The sequence below is a fragment of the Massilia terrae genome (assembly GCF_024753145.1).
Taxonomy (GTDB): Bacteria; Pseudomonadota; Gammaproteobacteria; order Burkholderiales; family Burkholderiaceae_D; genus Telluria; species Telluria terrae.
On the sequence record NZ_JANUGU010000009.1, the window covers coordinates 156,410 to 169,031 of the forward strand.

Genomic DNA, 12,622 nt, shown 5'->3' on the forward strand with positions numbered 1-12,622 from the left:
TCCTCTCCCCTTGATAAGCACAACCGTCGTCCCGGCAGTGCCGGGAACGACGGTTTCGGAAAACAATACTAAGAGAGAACGTCGTTCCCGCTTCCGCGGGAACGACGTTCTCTCAAAAATGTGCGTTAGCTTTCAACGACGGCGCAAAAAACTAACGGCCGCATGTGCGGCCGTTTCACTTCGCAGCCGCTCACGCGGCCACCCGTCTTACTTCAGGTACTTGTCAAACCACGCCAGCTCGCGCTCGCGCATGTCTTTCTGGTGCTCAGGCTTGCGGATCGCGTGGCCTTCGTCTTCGTAGATCACCAGCGTGGTCGGCACGTTCATCGCGCGCAGGCCGTGCCAGAACTCGATCGACTGCGCCGCCGGACACTCCAGGTCGCGCTCGCCGACATAGATCAGGGTCGGCGTCTTCGCGGTCTTGATCGTCTCGATTGGCGAAGCCTTGCGGTACACCTCCGGATCGTCGTACGCCGACGCGCCGAAGAACGGAATCATCCAGGTGTCGATGCCGTTCTGGCCGTAGTAGCTGATCCAGTTGGCGATTCCGGCGCCAGCCACAGCTGCCTTGAAGCGGTGGCTGTGCGTCACGCCCCACATTGTCATGAAGCCGCCGTAGGAGTGGCCCATCAGGCCCAGGCGCTCGCCGTCGATCGGCGCGACCTTGATCGCCGCATCGATGCCGGCGTTGATGTCGCGCCAGTCGCCGCCGCCGAAGTCACGCTTGTTGGCGCCGCTGAATTTGGTGCCCTGGCCGTAGCTGCCGCGCGGGTTCGGCATGAAGATGTAGTAGCCGCGCTCCACCAGGTCGCGCGTCATGTTGTTGCGGCCGCCCTCGGCCACGAAGCGCGGCGTGTAGGCTGCCGCCGGACCGCCATGCACGATGACGATCATCGGATGCTTCTTGCCGTCGGTGTTGCGCGGACCGACCAGCCAGCCCTGCACGTTGAAGCCCTCATTCTTCCAGCTGACGCTCTGCGCTTTCACCTGCGGCGCAAAGTTGTCGTTGTCGTGGGTGATCGCGGCCAGCTGCGGCAGGCGGCCTGCGACGAGGTGCGGCGCGTGCTCGTAATCTTCCTGCACCGCGGCGGCCACCGTGGCGTCGCCGTTGATGACGAAGCGGCCATCGCGCGAACCCATCGAGGTCACCGGGCCGCTCCACAGCGTGCGGCTGCTGCGCTTGGCCGGGTCGATCGCGACCAGGGCCGAGTCGCTACCGGCCAGCACCGACGCGATCACGTGCTTGCCGCGCCAGCTAAGGCCGTTGAACGAGCCCGCATAGTTCGGCGTGACGTCGACCGGCTGGCCGCCTGCCAGCGGCACCGTGTAGATGTCGCCGCCGACCGAGCCGAAGTCGCTCATCAAGCCGCCGATGAAGGCGACCGTACTACCGTCCGGCGACACGTGCGGCGCGTTCATCTGCATCTTCGGCGCGGCGATGATGCGCAGCTGGCCGCTGGCCTCGTCCACATGGCCGAGCGTCGCCACCCACCAGTTGTTGTCGCCGTTGCCCTTGGCGCTGGTGACCACGAAGCCCTTGCTGTCCGGAGTCCAGTCGTATTCGTAGACGTAGGTGTCGGATGGCGACACCAGCTTCACGTCGCCGCCGGTGGTAGGCACCACAGCGATGCGCTGCTCGTCCTGGTCCTGGGCCAGGCCGATCTCGCCGACCTGGCGCACGCCCGCTTCGACCGCGCCGGCCAGCTTCTTGGCGCCGACGATCGCCAGCATGGCGATCTGCTTGCCGTCCGGCGACCAGCGTGCGGTGCTGGCCACGCCTTTCACGGTGGTGAGCGCGCTCACTTTTCCGTCGCGCGCAATGAACACGGTCGCGGTGCCTGCTTTCGGATCGGTGCCGATAAAGGCCAGCGATTGCTGGTCCGGCGACCACGAAGGGAAGTCGATACGGCAGGTCGGGCAGGCGCTGTTCTCGTAGCGCGTCACGATATTGCCGTTGGCAGCGTCACGGATGACGATGGCGGACGGGCTGCGGCCGTCGGCCTGCTCGGCGCCCGACTCCACCACCGCCAGGCGCAAGCCGTCGGCGCTCATCGCCAGCGAACCGTAGCTGTGCATTGGCGCAGCCGCCGCGTACGCCGAACCGGCGCCGGCGATCAAGGCCGCCAGCACCACCAATTTCAACTTCCCACTCGTTTCTCTCATCTCGGGTCCTATTCTCCAGGGCTGTAACGACGGGCTGTTGCCGCCCGCTAAAAAAATGCCACTGGGAAGTCTACGCGAAAAGGAAATGCGTGGGGTATTGACAAGGGGTGATTGATTGCGCGGGAACGGAAGCATGGCGTTCCCACGTGCGCGGAGAGCCGCTTCCGGCGGTGCCGGAAACGACAGGACACGGCAGTCCTGGCGGCCTAAACAACTGAGCCGACCCGCTCACGCGTATAAACGCCGACCGCTTTGCCGTATATCTCAGTTTCCGCTTCATAAGTCAGGCCAAGGCGCTTGGCAACGCGCAGCGATGATTCATTGGCTGAAGCGATGAGAGCCCGAATTTTTGGTTCGCGCCGGATCTCGAGCGCATGGTTCACGGCTGCCGCCGCCGCTTCGTTCGCGAATCCCTGGCCCCAAAAGGCACGGTAGGTATTCCAACCAAGCTCCATCACAGTGGATTCCTCGCGAAAGAACGCGCCAACAGTTCCGACGAGTTGACCAGTCTCCTTTTCCTCGACAGCCCACCATCCGGCGCCATGTATGAGCCATAGCCCTGCTTGTGAACAGAAAATTCGCCATGCAGCCTGGCGGTCAGCCGGGACCAAGTGGGCCGAGCTGACAGGGTCGGCGATATGTGCTGCGAATAGGTCAAAGTCCTCCCGTCGATATTCACGAAGCAGGAGTCGTTCCGTGTGAAGGTATGGAACAGAAGTGATGAACTCGCTATTCATGCGCCGAATTCCCTGTACTGGTGCCAGACAAGCGCTCTTGGTCCTCGCTGCCGACGTCGGTGTCCTCGTCCAGCGCGAAGTCGCCGCGCTTCAGGGCCTCCAGCACGGACACGGATTCCTGCAGATGTTCCTGCGGCACCAGGATGCGGACGCCGCCAACGGCCGGAGCCAGCAGCATGTTCGCTTGCAGCAGCTGCTCGTCCGCCAGTACCGCCGGGATGCCGGCGGCGACAAGGCAGCCCTGCGCAAGACGGGCTTCCATCGGCACCAGGTAGCGGGCGACCTCGACCAGGTCGCGCCCGGGAAGCATGGCGTCGTCGTGCGTGCCTAGCGCCGAACGGCCAGCGTCCGGTGTCCCGTTCCATCCTTGTGCGCTCAAAATCTTGTCCATGGTGCCCCCGTGTCGATGGCTACGTGCTCATCTTACCTCAGCTGACGACGCAGAAACTGCTGTATCCTGCTGCGGCAGCCGGGCATACACATCAACAAAAACGAAAGAGAAAAGCGATGCGCCATTCACGACTTCTGCCTTCCTTGTTGCTGGCTTTGCTGCCTTTGGCGGCAAACGCCGCTCCCGACGAAGAGCTGCTCGGCAAGGCGAAGGGCTACCCGGTCGGCACCGTCCGGAACTGGTTCTACGATGAGTCCGTGCGGGTCGGCTCATTTAGCGCGCAGGGCGAAATTCCGGGTGTCTACCAAGGCAAAGCCAACGTGCTGGCGGCAAGCGACCGGCCGATGCCCTTGACGCACAGCGAGAGCGAGCCGCCATTTCGGTGGGATTTCAACGGCCGCCACATGAAGGTGGACGACTATCTGGCCCGGCAGCGCATCATGGGACTGCTGATCATCAAGGATGGCGTGATCCAGGTCGAGCGCTACCAGTACGACCGCACGCCGGCGCAGCGCTTCCTGTCCCAGTCGATGGCAAAGTCGATCGTCTCGCTGGCGGTCGGCCTCGCCCTGGATGAAGGGAAGATTACCTCGCTCGACGACCGCGTCGATCGTTATGTTCCGCGCATGGCGGGCACACTGTATGGCGAAACGACGGTCCGCAACCTGTTGCGCATGTCTTCCGGCGCGCATTTCGAAGAGCGGTATGACGGCAAGGACGACCTGCAACGTTGGGGGAACGCGGTCGTGCGCGATGGCGTCGAGGAAGCGGCGAAGATCATCACGCAACGCGATGCGCCGCAAGGGACGCTCTTCTCCTACGCGAGTGCGGAAACGGAAGTGCTGGGCGCGGTGCTGAAAGGGGCGACCGGCATGAGCCTGAGCGAGTACCTGACTCCGCGCTTGTGGCAAGCGATCGGTGCCGAAACATCGGCGCTGTGGCGGGCCGACAAGCGTGGGCTGGAGCGGGCCGCCGGGAACTTCAACGCGACGCTCAGGGACTACGGGCGACTGGGCGTCGTGCTGGCGAACGATGGCGCACGGCCAGACGATCCCGAACACCGGCAGGTCATTCCGCGCGACTACCTGCTCGACGCGACCGACTGGCACCGTGCGCCGGAGGCCTTCCGGCCGTTCAAGGCGACGTCGTATTACGGGTATTCCTACCTGTTCTGGACCTTCCCGACAGAGAAGCGCCGCTTTGCGATGCTCGGTGTGTATGGGCAGATGATCTTCATCGATCCGCAGCTCAAGCTGGTGATGGTGCAGACGGCGGCGAACGCGACGGCGAAGGCGGGGCAGACTACGCTGGCGAAGGAGGCTGATGCATTCTGGCGGGGGGTGGTGGGGTATTACGGGCGGTGGTAGCAGGCCAGCGGTGTCGCCAGGCACCAGCATATTGTGCGGTCGAGCAAGCCACCGCCGCCGTAATCAGTCCTGCTTGGCCGACAGCATGCGCTCGACGTAGCGCGCGATCAGGTCGATTTCCAGGTTCACCTTGGAGCCTTCGTGCAGGTGCTTGAGGGTAGTGACCGCGATCGTGTGCGGGATCAGGTTGATCGAGAAGCGGCAGACCTTGGCGTCCTTGTCCGCCAGGTCCTCGACCCGGTTGACAGTCAGCGACACGCCGTTAACCACGACCGAGCCCTTGTAAGCCAGGAACTTGCCCAGATCATGCGGGGCATCGATCACGAGCTCGAAGCTTTCGCCCACCGGTGCGAAGCGGTGCACCCGGCCCAGGCCATCCACGTGGCCGGACACCAGGTGGCCGCCAAGGCGCTCGGCCAGCGTCAGCGCCTTTTCGAGATTGACTTCGCCCGGCGTATCCAACCCAGCCGTGCGGTTCAGGCTCTCGCGCGAGACGTCGACGGCAAACTCGTTTCCGGTCTTTTCAACCACGGTCATGCAGGCGCCGTTGATGGCAATCGAGTCGCCCAGCGCGACATCGCCCAGCGGCAGGCCGCCGGCATCGATTTCAAGGCGCACGCCCGCGTCCAGCCCGCCTTCGAGCGGTTTGACCTGCTTGATGGTGCCAACGGCAGCGACAATTCCAGTAAACATCAGCTTTCTTCCTTCGTTCTGTTGAAACGGGCCAGGATGCGCACGTCGGCACCGACCTGGCTAATGTGGTGAAACCGCAGCTCGCGCTTGTCGGCCAGCCGTTCCAGCGGCGGCAGCGCGAACATGCCCAGCCCCGGCCCGATGAGGCTGGGGGCGAGGTAGACCAGTAATTCGTCGACGCAGCCTTCGCGTATCAGCGATGCGTTCAGCTTGGCGCCCGCCTCCACGTGCAGTTCGTTGATCTCGCGCCGGCCGAGTTCCAGCATCAGCGCCGGCAGGTCGACCTTGCCGTGTGCATTCGGGAGCAGGATGACTTTGTGGCCGGCTGCGCGCAACGCGGCTTCCTTTTCCTCGTTGGGCACCGCGGCCACGATCCAGCAGTGCTCGCCTTGCAGGATGCGCATGTCCAGCGAGATATCCAGCTTGCTGTCGACAATGATACGGCGCGGCTGGCGCGGCGTGTCGATGCCGCGCACGGTCAACTGCGGATCGTCTTCCCTCACGGTGCCGATGCCGGTCAGGATGGCGTCGGCACGCGCGCGCCATGCATGACCATCCGCGCGGGCTTCGGGACCGGTGATCCACTGGCTTTCGCCGCTCGCCAGTGCCGTCGTGCCGTCCAGGCTGGCGGCGGTCTTCAAGCGCACCCAGGGCTTGCCGGTACGCATGCGCTGGAAGAAGCCGATATTCATCTCATACGCTTCGTCGGCCAACACGCCCGCGGTGACTTCGATGCCCGCCGCCCTGATCTTGTCCAGACCGCGCCCGGCAACCAGCGGATTCGGGTCGACCATCGACGCGACCACGCGACCCAGGCCCGCCCGCACCAGCGCATCGGAACATGGCGGGGTGCGGCCGTGGTGGCTGCACGGCTCCAGCGTCACGTAGGCGGTCGCGCCGCGCACGTCGTTGCCGCGCGCTTCGGCGTCGCGCATGGCCTGGATCTCGGCGTGCGCCTGTCCCGGCGGCTGGGTGTGGCCCGCGCCGATGACTTCACCGTCCCGCACAATCACGCATCCAATGCGCGGATTCGGGCTGGTGATGTACATGCCCTTGGCCGCCCATTCGAGCGCCAGTGCCATGCCTTCGGTGTCGTCGTGGATCTGCACGGGTTCCTTATGTCGATATAGGTTCGCTATGGCGGCACGGTGGGGCCGTCGCAGCTGCTGTCGTTCGCCGGGTCGCAGATGCGCGGCCGGCCCAGCATATTGATTTTAATACGCCGAACGTACCGGCCGTCGAATAGCGACAGCGTGCCTAGCCGCGCTGCCGAGGTGTTGGTGTCGCTACAGCTGTGCCCGGCGCCATTGTAGGCGATGTAGTAAGGGGGTGCAGGACTCGTGAAGCCGAAGCTGCTGGCCACGCCACGGTGGAGCGGGCCGTGCACGGAGATGAACTCGTCACCCGCGCCGGGCTGACGGTCGCCGTCGCGGTCGATGAAGACGATCCAGCCTTGCGTCCAGTCGTTTCGTTCCGCATTGGCAGGCATGATCTCAACCATTTCGCCCCGCGCCATCGCCTGCGCACGGGTCAGCGCGATGGCGTCGAACAGCTCAGCCGTTGCCGTACGGATGCGCTGCGCGCGGATCAGGTCGGCAAAGCTCGGCACGCCCGCCGCCAGCAGCAGGAGCGTGACGGCGACGGCCACCATCAGCTCGACGAGCGAGAAGCCGGCATATCGCATCATCGTCTCCTCATGGCCAGCAGCCCGGCGCGGCGCCGCTGGCTGTCTGCCGGCCGACACTGTCGAGCGTGAGCACACCGCATTCGGGATCGCGGAATTTGCCGTCGACGCGGTCGGTGCCGGGGCGGGCGCGCAGCTCGATGCATTCCCCGGCGGATTGACCGGCGCAAGGGTAGGCGTCCAGTTCATAGGCGCTGTGCGCGGCGGTGCCGCCGGACCACCAGCGAAAACCGGCAAGGTCCGCATCGGACGCGGAAAATGCTTTGTACGCGCGATGTTCGCTGTAATAGCGCACTTGGCCGTCCATTGCCTCGACCAGCGCCATCTGTCCTTCGGCGCGCTTGGTCCTGCGAACGGAATCGGCATAGCTGGGATAGGCCAGAACCGCCAGCACCAGCAGGATGGCCAGTGCGATCATTACCTCGATCAAGGAGAATCCCCTCATCCATGCCTCCGAAGGTTTAATTGATGGCGAGGCGGTGCAGCTCGCGCCAGTTGCTGACTTCGCGCCATGAGATTCGGCCAGCTGGAATCTCGCCTGCGGGAGGACTGCTACCCTGCCCCGCAGCCTTGTCCGGAGGCCGGTGATAAAAGGACTGCAGAACGACCTGCATGCCGTCACGCTCGCCGAAACCGATTGCCGTGATTCGGTAGAGGCCGCCGCTCGCCGTGCCCGGTCCCGCCGGTTCCACGAATTCGATCAGGTAGCGTGGTGCCCGACCGCCTCCCGCCGGCATGCGTGCACCGGTGTACCTGCCAAAGTTGACGGTCTGCGCCTCGTCTCTGGCGAGGTCGATGATTTGCCACTTCGGCAACTGTGGTTCAGGTCTCGATTTGCAAAGCCCCAGGTCATCGGCGCCCGATCCGCAACGCTCGTCAAATCCAAGCGGCGCGGTGGCGAACAGCGATTGGCGTCCCGGCGTGCCATCGTTCGGGCCGGCGATGTCGCGCTCGGCATCGGCCAGCGCAGCTTCGGCGGCCGCGAATGCGATGCTGCGATCACGTTCGTAGCCCATGGTCTTGTGCGCGTGGCTGGAGGCGCGTGCCGCTGCGATGCCGAGCATCAGCACGAGCAAGCTGAGGATGAGCGTTGTCGCGAGGACGGCGCCGCGCTGGCGGATCATCGCGCGCCTCCGCGCAAGGCGAGTGTGGCCGCGAACAGGCGCCGGTCTCGATGCCCTTCCAACTGCAGGCTGGCACCGGGATCGCTCCCGCCCGCAGCCGCGTAGCCAGGACCAAATAATTCGTAGGTTAGCGTGCCGCCACCTGCGCCAGTCTTCGCGCCCCGCAGCAGCAGAGCCAGCTGCACGCTGACCACACGCTTCCAGTAGCTGCGCCGGTTGCGCTCCTCGAGATCCAGCGCATCGTCCAAGGCACCGATCGCCGTGGCGTTGACGTAGCGATTGGGCACGCCATCGCGCGGCTCGTCGGTATCGACGCCGTACAGCACCTGGAATGCGTCAACGCCGCCAATCAGTGCCTCCGTACTCCAACCTCCGCTTGCCTTGTACTTGCAGCGCAATTCGCCCGTTCCGTCCGAACCGCGCGCGACGTAAAAGATGCTCCACCCTTCGCCTGCCCCAGCTACGCCGGAGCCGCCACAACTGAGCATGCTTCCATCGCCGTTGGGCGGTTTCCCCGCGCCTGCGAATCGCACCGACAGCACATCGCTGCCGTTCACGGAGAATGCGAGCGGATTCGAGATACCCTCACCGGCCTTGCTGATCGAGTTTGCATCCAGCCCGGCCAAGCGCGGCGGCGATTCATCCCTTGCGCTGCCGGCGGACCAGTCGACCCAGGCAGACTGGCGGAGCGCGCTGCCGATGACATCAAGCGCGAAGCGTCCCGCCTCATCCGCCTGCGCAGTATCGGATTGCGCGAAAAAGCCAGTATTCGCCGTGGCGAACAGACGCGCGACACCGGCCAGGATGAGAAGGCCGAGCGTCATCGCGATCATCAACTCGACGAGCGTCATGCCGCTCATGCGCGGCGCGATCATGCGCCACCTCCTCCAACCGGCAGTGCGAACGCAGGCGGAAAATTGCTCGCGTGTCTGTCGGGCCAGCCAAGCTTGATGACGATTGGTGCGCCGATGGAAGCGTCGCAGTTCCACGCCAGCGGTGTGGCGGCGGCATCGCGGCAGACGCGCAGCCTGGCCCGCGGGAAGGCATCGTGCAGCGCACGGGCGGTTTCGAAGGCGTCAAAGCTTGCGAGGTCGGATGGACTGCAGTTGGCATCGCCAAAGCACGTCGTGGCAGCTGCTCCGGGCGCTGCGCCGCCGTCGATATCCAGCCGCAGATACGGGTTGGATGTATCGGGCAAGGACATGGCGGCCGGGTTGGCGCGCATGCGTTCGGCGAGCGAGGCGGCGATCAGCAGCGCGCTGGATCGCTGGGTGGCGTCGGTGTGCAGGGCACGCGCCTTCGCCTGAATGCTGGCTGCGCCGAGAAGGCCGACTGTGAGCACGAAGAGTGCTACCAGCACCTCGATCAGCGTGAAGCCGGCAGGCGAATGGGCGCGCACGATATCACCTCCTCAGGGAACGCGCGGCACGGCGCCGCGTGAGGTGAGAAGGTATCAAGCGCGATAGATAGGGAACTGAGGTGGGTCAACCGTGCGCGGGTTGAGGCGCAGCGTAGAAGGTGCGAGCGGTCTATGGATCCCCGCCTGCGCGGGGACGACGGTATCACAGCTAACGGGGTACGGAGGCGCTTACTTGCGCGCCTGCCCCATCTCCGCAATCGCTTCCTGGAACTCGGCCAGGTCTTCGAAGTTCTTGTAGACCGACGCGAAGCGGATGTAGGCGATCTTGTCGAGGCGTTTGAGTTCCTGCATCACCAGCTCGCCGACATAGCCCGAATCGACCTCGCGCTGCCCGCTGTTGAGCAGCTTCTCCTCGATCGAAGAGATGGCCGTGTCGATCTGCGCCGCCGACACCGGCCGCTTGCGCAGCGCCAGCATCAGGCTGCTGCGCAGCTTGGACGATTCGAACTCGGTGCGGCTGCCGTTCTTCTTGACGATGATCGGCATCGACAGCTCCACCCTCTCGTAGGTGGTGAAGCGCTTGTCGCATTGGGTGCAGCGGCGGCGCCGGCGAATGGTGTCACCCTCCTCCGATACGCGCGTATCGAGGACCTGCGTGTCTTCGTGATGGCAGAAGGGACATTTCATAAGCTGCGCCGCTCAAATGGGGCCGCGCGCGGCGGCCCCGTACGGGTTACGAAGCGTAGACCGGGAACGCGTCGGTCAGCCTCTTCACTTCCGCCTTGACGCGCTCGATGGTGGCGGCGTCATGCGGGTTGTCCAGCACGTCCGCGATCAGGTTGCCGACCTTGATGGCCTCGGCTTCCTTGAAACCGCGGGTGGTGAACGCCGGGCTGCCCAGGCGGATGCCCGAGGTGACGAACGGCTTCTGCGGATCGTTCGGGATGCCGTTCTTGTTGCAGGTCATGTGCGCCTGGCCCAGGATCGCCTCGGCTTCCTTGCCGGTCAGGTTCTTGGCGCGCAGGTCCACCAGCATCACGTGCGACTCGGTGCCGCCCGAGACGATGCGCAGGCCGCGCGCGATCAGGGTGTCGGCCAGCGCCTTGGCGTTCTTCACCACCTGCTTCTGGTATTCCTTGAACTCCGGCGACAGCGCTTCCTTGAACGCGACCGCTTTACCGGCAATGACGTGCATCAGCGGACCGCCCTGGATGCCCGGGAAGATCGCCGAGTTGATGGCCTTTTCGTGCTCGGCCTTCATCAGGATGATGCCGCCGCGCGGGCCGCGCAAGGACTTGTGGGTGGTCGAGGTGACGAAGTCGGCGTGCGGCACCGGGTTCGGGTATTCGCCGGCGGCGATCAGGCCGGCGTAGTGCGCCATGTCGACCATGAAGTAGGCGCCGATTTCCTTGGCGATGCGGGCGAAGCGCTCGAAGTCGATGCGCAGCGAGAAGGCCGACGCGCCGGCGATGATCAGCTTGGGCTTGTGCTCGCGCGCCAGGCGTTCCATCTGCTCGTAGTCGATGTCTTCCTTGTCGGTCAGGCCGTAGGAGATCACGTTGAACCACTTGCCCGACATGTTCAGCGCCATGCCGTGGGTCAGGTGGCCGCCTTCCGCCAGCGACATGCCCATGATGGTGTCGCCCGGCTTGAGCATGGCGAAGAACACGCCCTGGTTGGCCTGCGAGCCCGAGTTCGGCTGCACGTTGGCCGCTTCCGCGCCGAACAGCTGCTTGACACGGTCGATCGCCAGCTGCTCGGCGATGTCGACGTATTCGCAGCCGCCATAGTAGCGCTTGCCCGGGTAGCCTTCCGCGTATTTATTGGTCAGCTGCGAGCCCTGCGCTTCCATCACGGCCGGCGAGGTGTAGTTTTCCGAGGCGATCAGCTCGATGTGATCCTGCTGGCGCTGATTTTCCTTCTGGATGGCGCTGAACAGTTCCGGGTCAACCTTGGCGAGCGTGTGATCTTTTGCAAACATGAAAAAACTCCAATCGATTAGAAACCAGGCACCGGCGCTGCAAGCCTCGTGCGGGAGCCGGATGAAGCAAGGCAGCCCCGCGATGCGAGAAGCACCGGTGTGGCTGCCCAGGCGAACGGCTGACGACATCTCACGTTCCCCGGTGGTATCCACCTTCCGCCGCGCCGCTGGAAACCAGATTGGGCACGGCTTTTCGCCAGTTACGTGAGACATAAATGGAGCAAGGATTGTATGTGAAGTGGTCAATTCGTGCAACGAAGCCCACGGGCGCCGCCAGGTCGCAATTACGCTACAATCTTGCAGCTTGAGCCACCTTGAGGATTTGAACATGATCGTTTTCATCACCGGCGCGTCGGCCGGTTTCGGCGCCGAGATGGCGCGTACTTTCGTCAAGGGCGGCCACCAGGTCGTGCTGGCCGCGCGCCGCATGGACCGGCTCCAGGCGCTGGCTGCCGAGCTGGGCGACAACGCGCTGGCGATCGAGATGGACGTGGCGGACAAGAAATCGATCGACGAGGCATTGTCGATGCTGCCGCAGTCGTGGCGCCAGATCGATGTGCTGATCAACAATGCCGGCCTGGCCCTGAACACCCTGCCCGCGCACGAAGTGCCGCTGGAGGACTGGGAAACCATGATCGCCACCAACTGCAAGGGCCTGGTGACGATGACCCGTGCGGTGCTGCCGGCCATGGTCGAACGCGGCAGCGGCCTGATCATCAACCTGGGCTCGGTGGCGGGCCACTACCCCTACCCGGGCGGCAATGTGTACGGCGCCACCAAGGCCTTCGTCGAACAGTTCACCCTGAACCTGCGGGCCGACCTGGCCGGCACCGGGGTGCGCGCCACCAACCTGGCCCCGGGCCTGTGCGGCGGCACCGAATTCTCCAACGTGCGGCTGAAGGGCGACGACGCCGGCGCGGCCAAGGTCTACGAGGGCACCACCCCGCTGACCGCCCAGGACATCGCCGCCACCGCCTACTGGATCGCGTCGCTGCCGCCGCACATCAACATCAACAGCATCGAGATGATGCCGACCTGCCAGGGCTTCGCGCCGTTCAATATCAAGCGCGCCACGGCCTGAGTGTTCCGCGCGCGGCCGCTAAACACGCCCCCCGCGTTGCG

14 protein-coding genes and 1 riboswitch are annotated in these 12,622 nt (G+C 64.7%); of the genes, 2 read left to right on the forward strand and 12 right to left on the reverse strand.

Annotation, left to right across the window (positions count from 1 at the left end):
* Nucleotides 1-207: 207 nt before the first annotated feature.
* The 3 genes from NX778_RS21575 to NX778_RS21585 form a co-directional block, all read right to left on the reverse strand.
* Nucleotides 208-2,163, reverse strand: a complete 1,956-nt coding sequence (locus NX778_RS21575; RefSeq protein WP_258813862.1) for a S9 family peptidase — start codon at nucleotides 2,161-2,163, stop codon at nucleotides 208-210.
* Between the two features lie 206 nt (nucleotides 2,164-2,369).
* Entirely contained in the window at nucleotides 2,370-2,900 is a 531-nt protein-coding gene (locus tag NX778_RS21580) for a GNAT family N-acetyltransferase (RefSeq protein ID WP_258813863.1), read from the reverse strand.
* On the reverse strand, nucleotides 2,893-3,291 hold the full coding sequence (locus NX778_RS21585; RefSeq protein WP_258813864.1) for a putative signal transducing protein: 399 nt from the start codon (nucleotides 3,289-3,291) through the stop codon (nucleotides 2,893-2,895). The genes NX778_RS21580 and NX778_RS21585 overlap by 8 nt, the downstream gene beginning before the upstream one ends.
* A gap of 23 nt (nucleotides 3,292-3,314) precedes the next feature.
* On the opposite strand from NX778_RS21585, the gene NX778_RS21590 reads away from it, so the two are divergent.
* On the forward strand, nucleotides 3,315-4,658 hold the full coding sequence (locus tag NX778_RS21590) for a serine hydrolase domain-containing protein (protein ID WP_258813865.1): 1,344 nt from the start codon (nucleotides 3,315-3,317) through the stop codon (nucleotides 4,656-4,658).
* A gap of 63 nt (nucleotides 4,659-4,721) precedes the next feature.
* Here NX778_RS21590 and NX778_RS21595 read toward each other — a convergent pair whose 3' ends face one another.
* From NX778_RS21595 to glyA, 9 genes are all read right to left on the reverse strand, one after another.
* On the reverse strand, nucleotides 4,722-5,351 hold the full coding sequence (locus tag NX778_RS21595) for a riboflavin synthase (RefSeq protein WP_258813866.1): 630 nt from the start codon (nucleotides 5,349-5,351) through the stop codon (nucleotides 4,722-4,724).
* Nucleotides 5,351-6,433 carry a bifunctional diaminohydroxyphosphoribosylaminopyrimidine deaminase/5-amino-6-(5-phosphoribosylamino)uracil reductase RibD gene (gene ribD / locus NX778_RS21600; protein WP_307728154.1) on the reverse strand — a complete coding sequence of 361 codons (1,083 nt, stop codon included), beginning with the start codon at nucleotides 6,431-6,433 and terminating at the stop codon, nucleotides 5,351-5,353. Before ribD ends, NX778_RS21595 begins: the two co-directional genes overlap by 1 nt.
* Nucleotides 6,434-6,486: 53 nt before the next feature.
* A complete protein-coding gene (locus NX778_RS21605; RefSeq protein ID WP_258813868.1) occupies nucleotides 6,487-7,038 on the reverse strand; it encodes a GspH/FimT family pseudopilin in 552 nt (183 codons plus the stop codon).
* 7 nt (nucleotides 7,039-7,045) lie between these two features.
* Entirely contained in the window at nucleotides 7,046-7,480 is a 435-nt protein-coding gene (locus tag NX778_RS21610; RefSeq protein ID WP_258813869.1) for a type IV pilin protein, read from the reverse strand.
* A 16-nt stretch (nucleotides 7,481-7,496) separates the two neighbouring features.
* Nucleotides 7,497-8,159, reverse strand: a complete 663-nt coding sequence (locus NX778_RS21615; RefSeq protein ID WP_258813870.1) for a pilus assembly protein — start codon at nucleotides 8,157-8,159, stop codon at nucleotides 7,497-7,499.
* Entirely contained in the window at nucleotides 8,156-9,034 is an 879-nt protein-coding gene (locus NX778_RS21620; RefSeq protein WP_258813871.1) for a PilW family protein, read from the reverse strand. The genes NX778_RS21615 and NX778_RS21620 overlap by 4 nt, the downstream gene beginning before the upstream one ends.
* On the reverse strand, nucleotides 9,031-9,558 hold the full coding sequence (pilV, locus tag NX778_RS21625) for a type IV pilus modification protein PilV (protein ID WP_258813872.1): 528 nt from the start codon (nucleotides 9,556-9,558) through the stop codon (nucleotides 9,031-9,033). The genes NX778_RS21620 and pilV overlap by 4 nt, the downstream gene beginning before the upstream one ends.
* 189 nt (nucleotides 9,559-9,747) lie before the next feature.
* The gene (gene nrdR, locus NX778_RS21630) at nucleotides 9,748-10,206 is read right to left on the reverse strand and encodes a transcriptional regulator NrdR (RefSeq protein WP_258813873.1); all 459 of its coding nucleotides are present in this window, start codon (nucleotides 10,204-10,206) and stop codon (nucleotides 9,748-9,750) included.
* A gap of 46 nt (nucleotides 10,207-10,252) precedes the next feature.
* Nucleotides 10,253-11,500, reverse strand: a complete 1,248-nt coding sequence (gene glyA, locus NX778_RS21635) for a serine hydroxymethyltransferase (RefSeq protein ID WP_258813874.1) — start codon at nucleotides 11,498-11,500, stop codon at nucleotides 10,253-10,255.
* Nucleotides 11,501-11,598: 98 nt separating this feature from the next.
* A riboswitch (ZMP/ZTP riboswitch) is annotated at nucleotides 11,599-11,714 on the reverse strand.
* Between the two features lie 114 nt (nucleotides 11,715-11,828).
* Here glyA and NX778_RS21640 point away from each other — a divergent pair.
* The gene (locus NX778_RS21640) at nucleotides 11,829-12,581 is read left to right on the forward strand and encodes an SDR family oxidoreductase (protein ID WP_258813875.1); all 753 of its coding nucleotides are present in this window, start codon (nucleotides 11,829-11,831) and stop codon (nucleotides 12,579-12,581) included.
* The last annotated feature ends 41 nt before the right edge of the window (nucleotides 12,582-12,622 follow it).